The sequence below is a fragment of the Vibrio sp. 03_296 genome, from assembly GCF_002265885.1.
This window is the reverse complement of the sequence record NZ_NPKW01000160.1, coordinates 1-18,182: the sequence shown is the minus strand read 5'-3', so window position 1 is coordinate 18,182 and position 18,182 is coordinate 1. Positions and strand designations below refer to the sequence as shown.

The 18,182-nt window shown below is 46.9% G+C and carries 21 protein-coding genes; 11 read left to right on the top strand and 10 right to left on the bottom strand.

From position 1 onward, the window contains the following. Positions 1-23 precede the first annotated feature (23 nt). Positions 24-1,322 carry an alpha/beta fold hydrolase gene (locus CIK04_RS22150; protein ID WP_097353199.1) on the bottom strand — a complete coding sequence of 433 codons (1,299 nt, stop codon included), beginning with the start codon at positions 1,320-1,322 and terminating at the stop codon, positions 24-26. A gap of 264 nt (positions 1,323-1,586) precedes the next feature. Between CIK04_RS22150 and nfsB the strand changes: the two genes are divergently transcribed. Continuing rightward, complete coding sequence (nfsB, locus tag CIK04_RS22145; RefSeq protein WP_097353198.1) at positions 1,587-2,240, top strand: oxygen-insensitive NAD(P)H nitroreductase; 654 nt, start codon at positions 1,587-1,589, stop codon at positions 2,238-2,240. A 16-nt stretch (positions 2,241-2,256) separates the two neighbouring features. After that, complete coding sequence (locus CIK04_RS22140) at positions 2,257-2,547, top strand: putative quinol monooxygenase (protein ID WP_026050531.1); 291 nt, start codon at positions 2,257-2,259, stop codon at positions 2,545-2,547. Here the strand turns inward: CIK04_RS22140 and CIK04_RS22135 are convergent. Both CIK04_RS22135 and CIK04_RS22130 read right to left on the bottom strand, forming a co-directional pair. Continuing rightward, entirely contained in the window at positions 2,530-3,477 is a 948-nt protein-coding gene (locus CIK04_RS22135; RefSeq protein WP_038963972.1) for a LysR family transcriptional regulator, read from the bottom strand. The genes CIK04_RS22140 and CIK04_RS22135 overlap by 18 nt on opposite strands. Positions 3,478-3,732: 255 nt before the next feature. Continuing rightward, entirely contained in the window at positions 3,733-4,167 is a 435-nt protein-coding gene (locus CIK04_RS22130) for a thioesterase family protein (RefSeq protein ID WP_097353197.1), read from the bottom strand. A 194-nt stretch (positions 4,168-4,361) separates the two neighbouring features. Between CIK04_RS22130 and CIK04_RS22125 the strand changes: the two genes are divergently transcribed. Next, a complete protein-coding gene (locus CIK04_RS22125) occupies positions 4,362-5,141 on the top strand; it encodes a ferredoxin--NADP reductase (protein ID WP_097353196.1) in 780 nt (259 codons plus the stop codon). Here the strand turns inward: CIK04_RS22125 and CIK04_RS22120 are convergent. The 6 genes from CIK04_RS22120 to CIK04_RS22095 all read right to left on the bottom strand — a co-directional run bounded on the left by CIK04_RS22120 (position 5,119) and on the right by CIK04_RS22095 (position 11,085). After that, positions 5,119-5,982, bottom strand: a complete 864-nt coding sequence (locus tag CIK04_RS22120; protein ID WP_097353195.1) for a DMT family transporter — start codon at positions 5,980-5,982, stop codon at positions 5,119-5,121. The genes CIK04_RS22125 and CIK04_RS22120 overlap by 23 nt on opposite strands. Before the next feature lie 216 nt (positions 5,983-6,198). Further along, a complete protein-coding gene (locus tag CIK04_RS22115) occupies positions 6,199-6,846 on the bottom strand; it encodes a DUF2057 domain-containing protein (protein ID WP_097353194.1) in 648 nt (215 codons plus the stop codon). Between the two features lie 157 nt (positions 6,847-7,003). Next, positions 7,004-7,477 (bottom strand): DUF2799 domain-containing protein, encoded by a 474-nt coding sequence (locus CIK04_RS22110; RefSeq protein ID WP_325205733.1) that lies wholly within the window; start codon positions 7,475-7,477, stop codon positions 7,004-7,006. 145 nt (positions 7,478-7,622) lie between these two features. After that, a complete protein-coding gene (locus tag CIK04_RS22105; protein ID WP_097353193.1) occupies positions 7,623-8,519 on the bottom strand; it encodes a DMT family transporter in 897 nt (298 codons plus the stop codon). Between the two features lie 151 nt (positions 8,520-8,670). Further along, the gene (locus tag CIK04_RS22100; protein WP_097353192.1) at positions 8,671-9,723 is read right to left on the bottom strand and encodes an acyltransferase; all 1,053 of its coding nucleotides are present in this window, start codon (positions 9,721-9,723) and stop codon (positions 8,671-8,673) included. 204 nt (positions 9,724-9,927) lie between these two features. Further along, positions 9,928-11,085, bottom strand: coding sequence for a multidrug effflux MFS transporter (locus CIK04_RS22095; RefSeq protein WP_097353191.1), 1,158 nt, complete (start codon positions 11,083-11,085; stop codon positions 9,928-9,930). Positions 11,086-11,180: 95 nt separating this feature from the next. On the opposite strand from CIK04_RS22095, the gene CIK04_RS22090 reads away from it, so the two are divergent. The 8 genes from CIK04_RS22090 to nqrM all read left to right on the top strand — a co-directional run bounded on the left by CIK04_RS22090 (position 11,181) and on the right by nqrM (position 15,805). Next, positions 11,181-11,960, top strand: a complete 780-nt coding sequence (locus CIK04_RS22090) for a helix-turn-helix domain-containing protein (RefSeq protein ID WP_097353190.1) — start codon at positions 11,181-11,183, stop codon at positions 11,958-11,960. 286 nt (positions 11,961-12,246) lie between these two features. Further along, positions 12,247-12,573: a hypothetical protein gene (locus CIK04_RS22085; RefSeq protein WP_038940470.1), complete on the top strand. Its 327-nt coding sequence runs from the start codon at positions 12,247-12,249 to the stop codon at positions 12,571-12,573. A 123-nt stretch (positions 12,574-12,696) separates the two neighbouring features. Continuing rightward, entirely contained in the window at positions 12,697-13,044 is a 348-nt protein-coding gene (locus CIK04_RS22080; protein WP_026050534.1) for a GlpM family protein, read from the top strand. 280 nt (positions 13,045-13,324) lie between these two features. Continuing rightward, positions 13,325-14,311 carry a cytochrome-c peroxidase gene (locus CIK04_RS22075; RefSeq protein ID WP_097353189.1) on the top strand — a complete coding sequence of 329 codons (987 nt, stop codon included), beginning with the start codon at positions 13,325-13,327 and terminating at the stop codon, positions 14,309-14,311. Between the two features lie 211 nt (positions 14,312-14,522). Beyond that, entirely contained in the window at positions 14,523-14,717 is a 195-nt protein-coding gene (locus tag CIK04_RS22070; protein WP_097353188.1) for a hypothetical protein, read from the top strand. A gap of 137 nt (positions 14,718-14,854) precedes the next feature. Next, the gene (locus CIK04_RS22065; protein WP_026050535.1) at positions 14,855-15,157 is read left to right on the top strand and encodes a DUF134 domain-containing protein; all 303 of its coding nucleotides are present in this window, start codon (positions 14,855-14,857) and stop codon (positions 15,155-15,157) included. Further along, positions 15,154-15,606, top strand: a complete 453-nt coding sequence (locus CIK04_RS22060; RefSeq protein WP_017421480.1) for a NifB/NifX family molybdenum-iron cluster-binding protein — start codon at positions 15,154-15,156, stop codon at positions 15,604-15,606. Before CIK04_RS22065 ends, CIK04_RS22060 begins: the two co-directional genes overlap by 4 nt. Position 15,607: 1 nt before the next feature. Beyond that, the gene (gene nqrM / locus CIK04_RS22055; protein WP_011081850.1) at positions 15,608-15,805 is read left to right on the top strand and encodes a (Na+)-NQR maturation NqrM; all 198 of its coding nucleotides are present in this window, start codon (positions 15,608-15,610) and stop codon (positions 15,803-15,805) included. Positions 15,806-15,974: 169 nt separating this feature from the next. Here the strand turns inward: nqrM and fusA are convergent, their stop codons facing one another. Then, a complete protein-coding gene (fusA, locus tag CIK04_RS22050) occupies positions 15,975-17,993 on the bottom strand; it encodes an elongation factor G (RefSeq protein ID WP_097353186.1) in 2,019 nt (672 codons plus the stop codon). Positions 17,994-18,182: the final 189 nt, after the last annotated feature.

Genomic DNA, 18,182 nt, shown 5'->3' with positions numbered 1-18,182 from the left:
ACAAGTCAAAACGCTGTTTACAATCAATGCTGATTCGCCAAGGTTTGTTCACCCATGGCGATCAGCACATCAAGAATACGTTCTCCATCCGCACGCAGGCCGTTGTGTTCATATTCGTTGGTGATCCAGGCTTTGGCGCTGGGTATTAAGGCCAACGTTTCACGGCTAAAATCCATTTCAACAAACATATCGTCCGCGTAGACCGCACAACTCACAGGGACGCGGTTTTGCGCCAGTTGCTCTGCGTCATAGAGTGGCGTCCAATCCACTTTTGTCGCTAACATTTCAGCCGCTTGTTTGAGAGGCTGTAGGGTCGAGTATTGTTCAAACATCCAAGGAAACACCATTTCGCCAGTGAAATAAAACGCTTTGCCTTTTTGATAATTAAACGCTTCAAGTGATTGGCGCACACGATGCGCACTCCATTGAGAGGCAAAACCTTGGCAATAAATGGATTCGTGCAATAGGGCGTAAATCGGGTTGGTGTGGAAAGATTGCTGCTGCAGCATTTGATGCAAAAATTCGTAGCGCAGTACAGTTTGACCATTGATCTCGATAAAGGCGTTTTCCAACAAGTAATAGGTTGAAAGGAAGGTGTCACTCATGCCGAAATGAATGCCAAGTTGTTGAAACTGTTCAACTGTAAAACGCTGTCCGTTTGGCAGATACTCGTCGTTTTCCAGCAGATGATCCGCAATGCGTTGGCATAGTGCTTGCGCTTGGGGAAATTGTGCGAAAAAGGCTTGGTTTTTGTCCATCGTACGCTTGAACGTCGCCTGATAAACCTCATCGGGATGACGAGAGATTGAAGGCACACCGCCGGTGATATAACTTTGCAGCAAGCTATCTGGATACAAGGAAAGATAGGTCAGAGAGCAGAACCCGCCAAAACTCTGGCCGAGAATTGCCCATTTATCGACGCCAAACTGCAGGCGAATAAACTCCGCGTCACGCACGATATTGTCAGCGCGAAACAGGCTGAGGTAGTCAGCTTGCTGCTCAGGCGTGAGATGAGCCAAAGTCTGGTGGCTGATGACGCTGCTGTTGCCTGTTCCACGCTGATCCAGCAACAAGACGCGGTATTGCTGCAGTGCTCGTTTTATCCAGCCACTATTGCCCATCGGTCTCCCCGCAGGAAAACCAGGACCGCCCTGAAAATAGACCAGCCAAGGTTTGTTTGTTGTATTGTCGCCATGTTGATTCACTTCTCGCGCGAAGATCTCAATGGTGCCTTTGGATGGATCATCATAATCAAGCGGAACGGTAAAAAAATGAGGGACAAATTTTAATCCTTGATGGACGTAATGAGGGAGCGAGGGCATGGTTTCTTTCCTTGTAGAGTTTCCTGACTGACAACAGCCATAGTGGCGGGAGTATAACGGAAATCGCTGCCCAGTTTAATCGTGCTCGATGCCTGATGTGTGCCAGCTTTGACTTGCTTACGGAGTCCGTGGCTTGATGTATTTTCAAAAAAAATTTGAAAAAGAATTCACTGCTTGATGGTTTTTAACTGTGCTTCAAACGCTTACAGTACTTACAACAACACAGAGTTCTAACCTATTACCGCCATTTTATCGGAGAAAAATATGACTATTGTTCAAGCTGCCCAATCCCGCTATTCCACGAAAGCCTTTGATGCTTCGCGCAAATTGCCTGAAGAAAAAGTCGCGGCAGTGAAAGAGTTAATCCGCATGAGTGCGTCCAGTGTCAACTCGCAACCTTGGCATTTCATTGTCGCGAGCAGTGAAGAAGGAAAAGCGCGCATCGCGAAAGCAACACAAGGTGGTTTTGCTTTTAATGAGCGCAAGATTTTGGATGCCTCTCACGTAGTGGTGTTTTGCGCCAAAACATCGATTGATGAAGCGTACTTACTCGACCTTTTGCAGAGCGAAGATAAAGATGGCCGCTTTGCCGATGTCGAAGCAAAAAATGGTATGCATGCTGGCCGCTCATTTTTCGTCAACATGCATCGCTTTGACTTGAAAGACGCGCATCACTGGATGGAAAAGCAAGTTTACCTCAATGTCGGGACGCTGCTATTGGGGGCCTCTGCGATGGAGATCGACGCAGTGCCAGTTGAAGGCTTCGATGCCAAGGTGCTTGATGAAGAGTTTGGTCTGCGTGAGAAGGGCTTTACCAGCGTGGTGATTGTGCCACTGGGTTATCATAGCGAAGACGATTTTAATGCTAAGCTGCCAAAATCACGTTGGCCAGCAGAGACCGTTTTTACCGAAATCTAACGACAGGTAACGCATGATGATCCATTTAATTGCTGAAATAAAAGCGCATGCGGATCGCGTTGACGAGGTACGCAGCTTGCTGCAATCGCTCTTGGAGCCGACGCGTCAAGAACAAGGCTGTTGCCAGTATGAGCTGTTTGCGGACAACCAAATTGAGGGGCTGTTTTTAATGCAGGAAATTTGGTGCTCACAGCAGAGCCTAGATAGACACATTGCCAGTGAGCATTTTCAACGGTTTAAAGACCGTATTGAAGAGGAAGAACTACTGGAATACTTGCACCTTCGTCCATTAACCTTCGTCGCCTGAATAGTCGCAGAGTTCAATGGCTGCCAGTACTGCCTTGCGCTGCTGGCAGCATTTTTGTTGAACGAATTCCTGAAACTGTCGCATTAACGGCGTGAGTGCTCGGCGATCCGTGCACATCATGTAAATCGGCACCGAGCCGCCATCCCATTCGGGTAAAATGCGAACCAATTTGCCTTCCAAAATATCTTGGCTCACGTCCATCAGCGATTTGTTGGCGACCCCTTTGCCTTTTAACGCTTGCCGATGCACGACTTCACTGTCATTGGTGGTCGGGTTGCCGCTGACCAGAACATGTTCACTTTGCCCTTCGAAATGCAATGTCCATTTGTTGTAAATCGCCCCTGACACCATATAGCACAGGCAGTTGTGCTGTAGTAAATCGCTTGGATGCGAGATAGGGGGCTGGCTGGCTAAATAGTCGGGCGAGGCGCACAAAATACGCTCATTGGAACGACAAAGTGGAATGGCAACCAGATTGGAGTCTGCGGGTTCTCCATAGCGAATCGCCAGGTCGACAGGTTTGGAGTACATATCGGTCAGGCTATCGGAGAGGTCGAGTTTGATGGTCACCCGAGGGTGCTGTTCGATGAACTCGTCAATCCACTCCAGCAGCATATTACGACCAAAATCCGAAGGTGCGGTGATGTAGAGTTGCCCGGCCAACTCGCCTCGCGCGCTGTTGATTTCGTCTAGGCCGTCTTGGAGCAAACTCAATGCCGCGGTGGTTTTTTGCAGAAACAACGCGCCGTCGCTGGTTAAGCGCAAGCTTCGGGTTGAACGAACAAACAAGGGAAAACCGACTTGCTCTTCTAATCTTTTGATGGCGGCACTGACCGCGGCCGGAGTGAGATCAAGACTATTGGCGGCTTGCGAGAAGCTACCTTGTCGAGCGGTTTCCACAAAAATATTGAGATCGTTGAGCGCTTTCATACATCGAAGTGAACGGCGAATAATGGGGTACGACTATAGCGTATTGATAAAAAAAATGCCTCATCCAATCGAGAAGAGGCATACAAAAGAAGAGAGCATCATTGCCCGCCGTTCAAGCGTGGCTGCTGTTTGCTGCCACTCTATTGGGGCCGCGGGCGTTAATGCGTTTTCGTCATCAAAACGGCTGGGTAACAAACCGCTTGCCAATAAGTGTAGCGAAACCATCGATGGTTTGTCTGTAAGTCATTGTAAGCGTTATGCCTTTTTAGCTTCGATACTGAAAATAGCATCGCGCAACACGGCGGGTAGCTGTGCTTTGCTTTGATTTTTAAAATCGAACATGACGACGGTTGCACTGCCTGTGGTGGTGACTTTACCCATCTTTTTGCTGACGACTTGATACTCCATGGTGAAGCGGTCTTCCCCTACCTCACTGACGCGAGAACCGATCAGTAGCGTATCCGGAAACGTCACCGGAATACGATATCGGCACTGGGTTTCGCTGAGTACAGGGCCAATCTGATTGCTTTTGATTTCATCCATTAGGTTGATTTTATTAAAGTATTCAATCCGTGCTGTTTCGAAATAGCGAAAATACACCACATTATTGATGTGTTGTAGGGCATCCATTTCACCCCAAGTGACGTTGATTTCGGTAACAACCGGAAAATCTTGCAGTAGTAGTTCCATATCGTTGTGATTCCGTGACCTTGATAGCTGTTTTGAGTCTTTATTCTAAATTTTATTAATAGAGTGTGTAATGATGCATTTAACGTTTTGTAAATAAAATGATTAAAAATTGTTGTTTGTTGTGGTGTTTCCACTTTACTTAAAGAGATGTGGCGGTTACTTTTTGCATAACCGTGTCAGAGTGAGAGGTAGATATGGCTGAACTTAAAATCGCTGAACATCGAGATTTTGCTAAGGCCGTGGTAGAAAAGCGCACCGATTGGACGGGGGAGCTTTTTAGCCTACGTGTTACTGGCACACATTTGGATTTCAAAGCAGGTCAATTTACCAAGCTGGCTTTACTGGATGAACAAGGCCAAATGGTGAGCCGTGCTTATTCTCTGGTGAATGCCCCTTCGGTGCTGAATGATTGGTTGGAGTTTTTGATCGTCTCTCACCCACAAGGAAAGCTCACGCCGAAATTGCAATCGCTCAAAACAGGGGATGAGATTTATGTGGGCAAAAGCGCTCATGGTGATCTCACTTCTGACATCATTCCCAAAACCACCGAAGATCTCTGGCTTTTTGCCACAGGGACTGGCATTGGCCCTTTCCTTTCACTCCTTGATGACATTACCCATCAGCCTCGTTGTGATCGCATCATATTGGTTCATTGCGTACGATATGAAAAAGATCTTGTCTATCGCTATCTGATTGAACAGTTGAAAGAGCTGTATGGTGGCCGTTTAGTTTACGTGCCCATCGTGTCGAGAGAGCAAGTACCGAACACGCTACATGGTCGAATTCCGGCATTGCTCTCTTCTGGGATACTGTTCCATCACCTTGGCATGGAGATGTTTGCCAAAACCAGTTTTGCCATGTTGTGTGGTAATCCGGAAATGATTAAAGACACCTCTGCGGCGCTGCAGAACTTGGGTTTGGAAAAATACCGTCGTCAAACCGGAGGAAATATCATTTTTGAGCGCTACTGGTAAAAATCAGTGCAATGCCGCCAAGCACGAGGGCGCTGGCGACAGTGCTCACGATAGTCAGCGGCTCATTTAACCAAATCACCCCAGCAGCCATCGCAATCACTGGCACAGAGAGTTGTGCAATGGACGCTTGCAGCACCGATAACGACTTCACCGCCATGTACCACACCACATAACCAATCCCAGACGCCAACACGCCAGAAAACAAAGCCCAAACAATGCCATTGACGGATACGGATGAGACATTCAGTAGCCAAAAACCACACAGCAATGCCAGTAAGGATGCAAAGCTAAAGCCTTGAGCGATGGCTTGTGTGGGCGATTGTGCCTGTTTGCCCAATAAGGTAAAAATCGCCCAGCAAACCCCGGCTATCGCCATCATGAATGCGTCCATCGCATCGGGTGTTTGCGCAGAAGGTGACATTAAAACGATAAACCCGCTGATGGATAGGGCGACGCCGCCCCACTCTAATTTAGAAGGGCGATGGCCAGAAAACAGGTGGAAGGCGATGAGGCTAAACTGCACCACCGCAAACAGAATTAATGCGCCAGTACCGGTAGTGAGCCCGACGTAAGCATAGGAAAAGGCAACGGCGTAACCAAACAACGCGACACCAGCCAGCACACTTGCTCGGTTTAAAAAGGCTGATTTGCTCAACAGTTGGCGCATTTGACTCGCTTGAGTGAACGATAAGATAACCAGTAAAGTGACCGCGCCTGACAACAAGCGAATGAAAGTAAAGCTACCCGGATCAATGCTTTGTTCTGCCAGCGCTAAACGACAAAAAACCGAGTTTGCGGCAAACGCGATCATCGCGATGGCCGTTAGTGGGAATGCAGACATCGTTTTCTCATTTTGTTGTTTTTTCTATTTTAGTTTGAATAAGACCGACGTGTTGCTGCAGAGATTTCACTAAAGAGGAAATAAAAACGCTGCCTGAAGGGTTTGGCTAAAAGGGAACGCGAGAGAGGGTAGAGAGATTGACGATGGATGGCAAGGCAAGGTTAGGTGACAAGAGGAGGTGATGAACACCTCCTAATTGCTTAAGCCACATTACGATTATTGATTGATGTAGGCTTTGAAGCGAGCTTTGGTGGCGTCATCGGCTTTGTCATACCAGAAGTGCAGCATCTCTTCTGCGGTGTTATCGCCCGCCTTCACTTTGGCTTCAACACCGGCCACTGGCTCGGGCTTGATTGTTGCCACTGACACTGTTGTACCGATTGCCGCGATGCCGCCAGTTTGGTTGTAATCTGCGGCTTCACTGGCGTAGTCTCGGCCAATCTGCATGCCGGATTTCACCAGTTTGTCTTCAGACTTGGTCACAGCTGCGCCTTGTTCATCAACCAACTGCCACTGCATTTGTTTGATTTCCTGCTCTGCTACACGGTGATCTCGATACTTTGGCAGTTCGAAGTTGAGGTCGGTATCGGTGGCGGAAAATTTTGCGATGATCACGTTACTCTCGACGCCAATACGATCATTACCTTGGCTGAAGTAGGGCTCGTATTGAAAGATGATTTGGTTTTCACCATTTGGCAATTCAATGGTTTTTGAAGAGGCAAATAGGCTGCCAGAGAGCTTGGCTTTCTGCCCGTTGGCGACAAACAGAGTGACGTCATCCGGTACATGTAGGGTAACAGCGGCAGTTGCCATGCCGCTGATACTCATTGCTAAAAGGCATGTTAACGGTTTGATGATATTCATATTTATTATTCCAGACTACGAGAGGTTGCTTCTGCTTGAGATTGCCCAGTTCAACGAGCCATTGCAACGCTTGTATGTAAGAAGTTTGAAAAATTCATCAAACTTTCATCTCGTGCAGCACAATCAACCGAATGTTTCGCGCTCGAGCCCGTCATGCTCAAAACGAAAACTTCAGATTGTAAGAACGTGTTGGCACAATCAATGATGTACGTTCACGAATGAGTTCTTTACGTCGACTTTCCAGTGTTTTTCTCTGCTGTTTGTTCTCGTTGTCGTTTTTGAGTATGCGCAGTTGTGTATCAATATCGCTGATTTCTTTGTTGATCTCATTGAGTCGTTTTTGAACCAGATAATCTTGATAACCTTTCTGATAGTTTTCGAGAAAACGTTCGTTGTTGCAAACACCGTAGTATTCGCGGCCTTGCTTACCGACGCGGTAGCCGTTATCTGCTGAGCAGTAGAGTACGGTGCCTTGCTCAAAGCCACGCTGCCACATCTCTTGATCTGGGTAAACACCGGCGTCACGACAATCTTTCACATAATCGCTGATCACCGTGGGATTGACGCCATTTTGCCCATCTAAATAGCCAATTTGTTGCCAGTTAGCGCTACGGCATTCTTCAGGACTCATGGAAGAACAAGCGGAGAGAATCATAGGGATGAGTAAAAGGAGTAGTGTTTTTTCATGACAGCGGTAACTAGAATCAAGGAACAGGAGGCTCGATTCTAATTAAACGCTGTTTTATTTCAATGAATCATGACAAAACCATACAAAACTATAATTGTTTTGCTTGCGGAGATGAAAGTGCGGAGCGTAGTGAAAAGCCCGTCACCATCATGGTGCCACTCAAAACCAAAACCGTACCCGCCAAGGTATTGATACCAATAGGTTCATTGAGGATTAAATATCCCCAGAGGATGCCAAATACCGGGATCAAAAAAGTGACAGACAAAGCAGACGCTGGGCCAATTTCACTGATGAGACTGAAGTACATCAAGTAAGCGATACCCGTGCACAAAATGCCGAGCGAAAAGACTGAGAGCCACTCAATCGAGGTTGGTATCGCATTCATCGGCACAAAAGGCAGCAAGGGCAACACAATCAGCACGGCAGCCCACATACTGCCATGTGCATTGGCGAAGGCAGACACTTGTGGGGCTCCTTTGGTGTAGTTTGTTGCTATGCCGTAGCAACATGCGGCCATGACGCCAGCAGTGATAGGCAGTGCGGCTTGCTGACCAAGATTGATGGCATCCCAACCCACGAGCACCACCACCCCAGTTACCCCTAACATCAAGCCGAACACTCCTTTGGTGGAAATGGGGGTTTTATGCCAGAAAAAACCAATCACCGTGCCCCAAATCGCCGCGGTTGAGTTGAGTACCGCCAGCGTAGAGGCATTCAAGGTTTGCGCCGCGTAGGCAAAACAAAGAAAAGGCAACGCCGTATTGAACAGGCCAATGATAAAAAAGTGTTTTGGATGACTGAGCAAAGCACGAATGTGTTTGCGCAGGTAGAGGGACACCAGCAGTAAACTGATGGCAGCAAACAATACACGAAGCTCAATGAGATACGCAGGACCAAAACTGTGAGCTGCGATGCGCATAAATAGGAATGAACTTCCCCAAATAGCGGCAAGGCAGACGAGACGAAGAAAGCTAGCAGCAGACATAAGTGTATTTTCTTTGTGTTGATATTGTAGTTTTTGTGTAAACGAGAGAAGTATACGTGAATGGAATAAATAAGCTAGCGAGGGAGAAAGGCCACTTCACAGAGGAAGAGAATCAACCTCTGTGAAGTGTATGGAATGATGGTGGATGAGTTTAGTAACCAATAATGTATTTTGTTTTTATTCTTGGCTTTAACAGTTTTTTTAGCATTACAGCTGAGCAAGTACTAATCGTGATCACCAAAGCGAACGTAATGAAATAGTAAGTGGGATTATACGAAGATTGCTCGCCATAGAAAGGCAATCTTTTTAAGGTTGTGATAACCCAAGGATGAATGAAGAATATTGCAAAACTTGTATTAGCGATGGTGTTCATGATTTTATTGTTAAATACATATATGTTAGTTAGGTAATAAACAGACAAACAAAGGAAGAATTTTTGGATAAACATAAAATCAATGCCATTAAATTCAAATATTTCCTTTGTATAGTTCCCTTGATGACCTGTGTAAGATTGATAAACGGCAATCAATAGTGCCAATAGAGTAAAAATAAAAGCTTTTGTTTTCGAACGATCTTCTTTCGGATTACCGTGTAATGAAACATAAATACCCAACAGATATATTGGCGTGAAGTAAATAAACATCTGTATTGGATTAATGTTTTCATAGGATCGATGAACCACAATGGATAATATTGACAATAGAGCGATTGTTATGATCTGCTGGTTTCTGGCCGCATGAATAAACTTTACATGTAGTGGAGAGCAAAGGAAGAGTAAGATAGCGCAAGGAATATACCAATAAGCCGTAATCATTCTGCCGGTTAAGTAGTATTTTAAAATGGTGACGGGATCAGAATCACCTGCGTTGAAAAATGCAATATTGCCGTAATCTGCGGTAGAACTAAAATATCCCCCTTTCATTGCATACAACATGAATATTGCCATGGTCGACAAAAATAAATAAGGTGTAACAACTTTACTAAACTTAGAGCTTATAAATTTTGAGTAACTAAAGCTCTTGTAAAAAACATGATGAAACATATATCCTGATATGAAAACCAGCAAGGCAGTACAACCGCTGAGAATGTTCTTAAAAACACTCGTATAAAATGGCGTATTTTCTAATCCATAAGCGTATACATGAACCATAACTACCATTAAAATGGCGATGGCTCTAAAGTTGTGTATTGATTGAATGAACATAACCTATCTCGTTTTTTTTGTCTGTAGACATATTAATTGTTAGATATGTATGTAGTTCATGCTTGATGATGTTTTTTTTATCCTTGTCGATTTGATCTTGTAATGTTATCGAGGAGATGAAAGTTTTCTATTCAATAAGAAAGCTAGCGCTTTTGATGATTTTTTCATGCTTTGCGCTAGCTTGAGTATTATTTTCTGATGTTTTTACTCATTATTATTCATGGCGACTGCTCTGCCAGTGTGGCGTCCAGACAGATGCATGACGCAAAGTATGAGTAAACTACAACCCACGAGTACGATGCCTAAGTGCTGTACGCGAGCGGCGAGCGCAAGGCCAAATCCAATCAACAGATAGTACATTAGCCCAAATAGTGCTCCAGCACTGCCGGCATGCTCTCGGTAGTGAAGCAAAGCCCCACTAAGAACATTCGGAATGGCGATGCCAAAGGCCATGACGACACTCATCATTGGCAGCAAGAACCAAATTGAGTTCAAACAGAGAAACACTCCAAGTGAACCAAGCACGAACAATGTGGCAGCAAAGCGCAGCAATGTGGTTTGAGACACTTTTCTTGCGAGCAGGCGCTTATTGATATAGCTGGCACAGAACGTTGCGAGCCCCAGCACAATGCCGCTGTAACCAAACTCACGAGCGCTATAGCCCAGTTGAACAAACGCAAATCCGCCGAGTTGGTAATAGGCAAACAACGCGATGTTATACAGTGCAACCAGTAGGGCGGCGGCCCAAATCTCGCCGTCTTTGACCATTTTTGTTGCCAGCGGCAGCAGTGCGGTCGATATTCGCTTTTGTTGAGTTTCAGGAAGTCGCGCTGAGGCAAGTGTGAACACGGCCATCGCTGCGACAAACAGGGCGATAAACACTGAGCGATAGCCCCCCAAGGAGACGAGTTGTCCGCCAAGCAGCATGCCCAACACCGGACTGATCGCGATGCCTAATCCCATCAGAGAGAAAACTTTGGCAAGCTCCTCACCTTGAAAGGCGTCTCTCAGCATGGTTTGGGTGACAATGGATCCAACCGCAATGCCAAAAGCACTAAGGATTCTTGCGATCATTAACACAGCAAAACTGTCGGTCACGATGGCCAACAGTGATGCGCCAGCGTAGAGAGTCAGCCCAAGTAGCATGGTTGGTCGGCGTCCCCATCGATCGCATAAAATGCCCCAACACACCACGCCAAAGGCAAAAGCCGCAAAATAAACAGACAGGGTTTGCGCGGCAATGTGCTCAGGCACGGCAAAAGAGACAGAGATGGCGGTGAGCGCCGGGCTATAAATGGTTTCTACAACCTGTGGCAGCATCAGCAGTAACACCATGAGCCAAAGTGAAGGCGTTTGTTTCATAAGTTGCTCTCAAAAATAACTTGGTGCCTAGTGTAGTGAGAGACTAAAATTTCCAGTTAACAACATTAAAACGAAAAATATCAATATTCGGACATATGGCCATCATAAATCATCAAACTGTATTCAATGCTGATCGACTTCCTGGTCGAGTGATTGGGATTGCCGCAGACGTTGGACAGCACGACTCTGGCATGCACCAACACCACAAAGGTCAGTTGCTTTATGCGCCAAGAGGTTGCATGAGCTTCGCCTTAGAAGGGGCAATCTGCATCTTACCGCCCACCAAAGCAGTGTGGATCCCTCCTCGGGTGGCACATCAAGCGGTGATGACCAATGTGGTGGCCTATCGTTCGCTCTACTTTGATTGCTCTGAGATAAATAGCCCAGACAAGGTAACGGTGATTGAGGTCAATGAACTGCTGCGCGCGTTGATTGAACGAATGGCTTTTTGGCCTTGGGACAAAAATGAACAAGAGATGACGCACACGCTAGCGCTGTTTTGGGAAGAGTTCTTTGCTGCGCAGCAACACGATTATCGTCTGCCATTGCCCACCGATCGCCGGCTAAAGAAATGGAGTCAGCAACTGGTAAAAAGTGATTTCTTAGCGCCCAGTTGTGGCGAGTTGGCGAAGCAAGTGGGCGCCAGCAGCAAAACCATTACCCGTTTGTTTAAACAAGATACGGGCATGTCGTACCAAGAATGGCGGCAACAATGGCGGGTGTTGAAAGCGATTGAATTATTATCTACACCGTTACCCGTGAGCGAAGTGGCGCACCAACTGGCTTTTTCCTCTGACAGTGCGTTTATCGCATTTTTCAAAAAGCAAATGGGGCAGACCCCGCTGGCGTTTGTGATGCAAAAATCGCATGCATAACCGCGTGATGCGTTGTTATACTCAAGTAACCTCGAGAGGCGAGTGTCAGCGAGAGTTAACGGGTCATCCAGCGCGCCAGTGTCAGTGTCAGTGTGGCAGTTATCGATCCAGTAAACATCGGCAAGAAGGAGCAAATTTGCATGGCGACGCGAGAGCGGGTTTGTTGAGCTGTATCGGAAATCATAGATGGTGCCGCGTTGTCTGCTAAATAACTGTGTTATGGTGGAAAAATAACCGAAAAGCTCTGTTGCTGTTCAATCCTTTCAACGCCTATGGAGGATTCGTTATGCCCATTCATTTAAGACGACCTTCTACTCGTCGTATGGTCCTGATTGTTGCGCTGGCTCTGCTCATCGTGCTCAAAGTTAACCTCTATTCGTCACAGCCTGTGGTGCATTGGGGGCAGGTGTCGGAAACGGCAATCGGCTATGACGATGAATTTACTCAGCCGCATACTTTGGTCAATGTCATCTTGCAAAATGGCGATACTCTTCAAATGGAAGTGCCGCGCAAGGGGCAAGTCTTGGTGGGGGATAGGGTTGAGATTGTCGAACATCCCCGATGGCTAAGAAAGCCGTTGTTAACCTTTCGCGTTCATCTCGACGAGGCTTGAAGCCCTCACACGCTCGATTTTTCAAAGATTCTCATTTGGCGAGAATTTTGCGTTTCTCTTGCTGGTTTCTTGCGCTTGATCTTTTACGATTTGACCAATCAAGATCAAAAAGGGAAGGCATCGGTGATCAGTTTGTTTCTAAAATCTTTGTTGGGCGCGGCGGCTGTGGTCATTATTGCGCTGTTGTCGAAAAGCAAAAACTTCTACATTGCAGGCTTAGTGCCTTTATTTCCCACCTTTGCCCTGATTGCGCACTTCATTGTCGGCAGTGAAAGAAGCATGGAAGACTTGCGCCAAACCGCGCTATTTGGTCTTTGGTCTTTGTTGCCTTATGCCGCCTATCTTGCTGCTGTTTACTATTTTAGTTACCGCTTTAGTCTGGTTACAACACTTTCTGCAGCGACGGTGATTTGGTTGATGGCGGCTTCGCTATTGATCGTCGCGTGGACCAAAGTGATGATTTCGGTTTGATGCGAATTTGCTCAATAGCGGAATTGATTTGCATCAACAAAGGCGTCGATTACATTCTTTATAAAAATGTAAATAAATAGTAAATCGACGCACGCGATGAAAGGTTGCACAAGCTTTGTACAGATTACGCACTTTTAACATCGATTTTTGTCATAAAAACCATCGTTTTTTTGCGTTATCACCGCAAAATCGTTTGCTTTAAGTTACTTGCCAAAGCGCATCGGTCAAGAAATGCGCAGCTCTAGTGAGATTGGAATAACTCTCGAGAAAGGAAGTAACGATGAAAAAAATCATTGCAGTGAGTCTCTTATCTGTCGTGTCATTTGCGACCTTGGCAGAACGACAGGCGCAAGAACCGATCAAAGTGATTGATCCGGTTGTTGGGTTGGACGCGAAGAAAGTTGAATTGGGAAAAACCTTATGGTTTGAGCCTCGATTATCAGCCTCTAACACCATTTCGTGTAACTCATGTCATAACGTGGCCAAGGGTGGGGTGGATAACCTACCAAGCTCCATTGGACATAAATGGGCGATTGGACCGATCAATTCACCCACGGTGTTTAACTCGGATCTCAACTTCGTGCAGTTCTGGAATGGTCGCGCCAAAGATCTTCAAGAGCAGGCCGCAGGGCCGATTGAGAATCCGCTAGAGATGGCATTTACCCATCAATTGGCGATCGACACCTTAAAATCGATTCCTCAGTACCGCACTTGGGTCAAACAAGCGTATGGGGTGGAAGAGTTCACCTTAGAGCAAGTTACGGACGCCATCGCGACCTTTGAGAAAACGCTTCGTACCCCCAATGCACCGTTTGACTTGTGGTTAAGAGGGGAAGACAGCGCGCTCACCACGGCCCAAGTGGAAGGTTACGAGCTGTTCAAAGCGAAGGGGTGTACGGCGTGTCATAGCGGCCCTTTAGCCGGAGGGCAGATGTACCAAAAAATGGGGTTAGTGAAGCCTTTTGAAACCGCTAACCCAGATGTAGGGCGCAAGGCGATTACTGGCAAAGAGTTCGATGAGTTTGTCTTTAAGGTGCCGACATTGCGCAATATTGAGCTCACCTACCCCTACTTCCACGACGGCTCTGTGTGGGATCTTCAAGAGGCGGTAGAAGTGATGGCAGACGTTCAGTTGGGGCAAAAACTGACCAAAGATGAGTCTGGCAAAATCACCGAGTTTCTCAAATCTCTGACGGGTGAGCAGCCGCAAATCGTCTTGCCGCATTTACCACCGTCTACGATTGAAACGGCTCGGCCACAAATCTAACCGATCTTCAAAGCCTCTTTTGAAGAGGCTTTTTTGCAGCCAATCACAAATTTGATCTTCAAACGACATCGCCAACACGCTGGCGTTTTGAATTTTTTCTCTGCTGGCAAGGGATTAGCGATTTTACTGATAAAACAGCAAACTAAGGCCACTTTGACATCGTGTTGACCTTGACTACGCTTTAGATTCCAACGTCAGAAAGGAGATCGTAATGGCAAGACTAAAGCAAGACATTCCAAATCGAGTCACCGTGTATCATGACAATCTAGAGCAGGAGCAGGAACTGAAAAATGCCATGCGGCCTGAAAAACCAAGATACTTCAATGGCTCGCCCACCTACAAAGCGGAAAGCCTTGCTGACTTTGAAGCAAGAGTTACCCAGTTCGGACTGAGTATCGATAAATAGCACCGAGTTTTTGCTTCCTTTAACCAATTCCAAAAGCCGCCAGCGCGGCTTTTGTTGTTTTTGCAATCTAAGGTTATTGTTATTGGCATATGCCAATTATAAATCTACAGTGCGCTTGTCATATTGAGGAGGCACTGATGCCAAGACCGAAAAAGCCCCGCACCATTGGTTGTTTGCCAAAAGCCAGCTGCTTTAAGCCCAATGGGATACCTGCACACAATTTGCCGCGCATTGCTCTAGATGCCGATGAACTTGAAGCCCTGCGACTGGCGGATGTACTGCAGCTACATCAACTTGACGCGGCCCAGCGTATGGGGGTGTCGAGGCAGACCTTTGGCAACATCATCAAGCGAGCGCGAAACAAAGTGGCGTTGTGTTTGGTGGAAGGCAAAGTGCTGACCTTGCCCAATCAAAGTCAAGATAAGGAGAAGGAAGCATGATTGCGATTCCATTACATCAGGACAAAATCTCTGGACACTTTATGAAAGCGGAGCGATTCGCGTTGATCAATTCACTTGGAGAGGTGGTGGCGTATCTTGCCAATCCTGCCTTCAATCAAGCTGAGTGCGCCAAGAAAGCGCGTTGTGTTCAGCAACTTTTAGCCGCAGGCGTGACACAACTGATGGTGAAAAATATCGGTCAGAAATCGTTAGCAAAGTTACTGTCAAAAGGGGTGGCCGTCTATCAACTGGCTGGTCGTTGTTCACTGCACGAGGTAAGCAAGGCTGTAAAAACGCCCATGACTTCTGCAACACAAGGCCGTGAATGTCGGTCTCATTCTCAGTGTGGTTCGGCTTGTCGCCAGCAGAGCAAGGTGAACAAGGTGGCCACGCGCGAACCAAATCAAAGGGTTTGTTCACCCATATTACGCATTCGTCCAAGGGGGTAACATGGTGAATTTGTTGGTGACATTCGGCGTTTTTCTGTTGGTGATTGGCTTGATGGCGATTGGTGTGATGTTCAAACGCAAAGCGATTCAAGGCAGTTGTGGTGGTTTAAATACGGTCGGGGTGGATAAAGTGTGCAACTGTGAAACGGCCTGCTCGGAACATAAGCTCTATCAAATTGCCGAACCGAAAGAACGTTAGCTAAAAGATGGCCGAGAAGGTTGCTTGGCCAGCAAGCAATAAACGAAGAAGTCATTTACGTACAGACAATTTACAACGAAACAAATAAAAAGAAGCGATAAACAAGGGAGCGTGATGCTCCCTTACTGTGTTGTTGACGAAAAACATCGATGGTGACTGAATTTGCCGATTAGGAAGTCGTTTCTTCACAGACTCTTTTTTGCACTGCTGGTGGGGCGGGTTCATAGTGGCTGAGCGACATGTTGAAGCTGCCTTCACCGCCAGTCAGTGCGCGCAGTTTTCTGGCATAGTCTTGCAGCTCATTGAGCGGCGACTTGCCTTTGATTAAAGTGAGGTTGTTCGCTTGTGGCTCTGTGCCTTCAATGAGGCCGCGGTTGCCAGACAGATCGCCAGTCACATCGCCGACGTTATTGGTCGGAATGGTCAGCTCCAACTGAACAATCGGTTCCAATACTATCGGGTCTGCTTTCTTGACGGCATCGAGAAACGCCTTCTTACCTGCGATGACAAACGCGATCTCTTTGGAATCGACCGAGTGGTATTTGCCATCGTGTACCGTGACTTCAATGTCACGGATCGGGTTATTCGAAATCGCCCCTTCTTCAAGTGCTTGATGGATGCCTTTTTCAACCGCTGGAATCAATGAGGTTGGAATCGCTCCGCCTACTACTTTGTTGACGAATTGGAATCCTGCACCTCGCTCAAGAGGTTTCACACTGAGGTGCACTTCGCCAAACTGACCCGCACCACCACTTTGTTTCTTATGGCGATATTGCCCTTCAGCGGGTTTGGTGATGGTTTCAAAGTACTCAACGCTTGGCTGTTCGGTGTCTACCTCCAGCTTGTATACGCTTGCCATTTTTTCCAAGGCAATTTTGAGGTGGAACTCGCCTTGCCCACTTAAAATGGTCTCATTGGTGCGTGCGCGATGCTCCAAGCGCAGCGAAGGGTCTTCACTGACAATACGGTTGAGCACTTCGCCCAGTTTTTGCTCATCGCCACGTTTGGTGGGTTTGAGGCTTAAGCTGTACATCGGTTGGGGGAAATGAAGGGTTTTCAAGCTCACGTTATCTTCGTCATGTGAGTCGTGCACGATGGAATCAAACTCCAGCTCGTCCACTTTAGCCAATACGCAGAAATCCCCCGCTAACGCGCGTGAAATCTCTGTGCGCTGCTTACCTTGCAATTGATACAGATGGCCGACTTTAAACGCCTTATTACTTTCGCCGACATAGAGTTGGCTACCTGCGTTGATCTCCCCTTGGAACACACGTAAATACGCCAGTTTACCCATGTAAGGGTCCACGCTGATCTTGTAAACGTGGGCGACAGCGTGTTCGAGAGTGTCGCAATTTACCTTGATCATCTTTCCGTTCTTTTGCAGCAACGGAGGGTTGCCTTCGTTGGGCATTGGCATTAATTCGGCCAAAGTGCGCAGCAGCAATTCAATGCCAGCACCGGTCTGTGCGGAGGTAAAACAGATTGGCACAACATGCCCGGTACGTAACGCTTCTTCAAATGGATCGTGTAACTGCGCAGGGGTAAGTTCTGAGCCTTGTTCAAGGTAGAGCTCCATCAGTTCTTCATCCACTTCCACCACTTGGTCTATCAAGGTTTCATGGGCGGCTTCAACACTGCTTAGCAACGTCGCTTGTTGGTGTTGAGGTTCAAAAAAGCAGTCGACAACCTTGTTGCCATCGGCTGAAGGAAGGTTAATCGGTAGGCAATTGCTACCAAAATGGTCTTGAATCTCATCCAACAGTTTCTCAAGTTGGTTACCGTGGTTGTCCAACTTATTGATGATGATCATCTGGCATTTTTTCTGCTGCTGAGCAAATTGGAACAGCTTGTCGGTAACTTGGGTCAGCGGCATTTGCGGATCCAGCACCAACACCGACGTTTCAACGGCGGGAAAGACACTCAAACTGCGACCGAGTAACTCGGACAATCCCGGAGTATCGATGATGTTTAGCCGATGTTTTTGCCAGCTTAACGCGACGGGAGTGGCTTCGATACTGTGCTGATATTGAATCGATTGGTCATCGAAATCGGTCACGGTATCGCCTTTTTCAATGGATCCAAGATGAGTGGTGGCGTCGCAAGCAAAAAGCAATTTTTCGATCAACGTGGTTTTACCGCTACCAGACTGACCCACAAACGCGATATTGCGAATTTTGTTGATAGGCATAGCGCCTCCTTGCAATAGAGAGGAAGAAGAGAAGGACGATAAATCTCATGATCAGGCGGGGTTACCGCCTGGTCGTCTTCCAGGTCATTTTGCGCGGGGCTCCTTGCATTGCGACCTCATTAGTCGATGAGTACGGATTTCAGTGTGCACCCATATCCATAAATTTTATGTGACTTAATTCATGMTCTG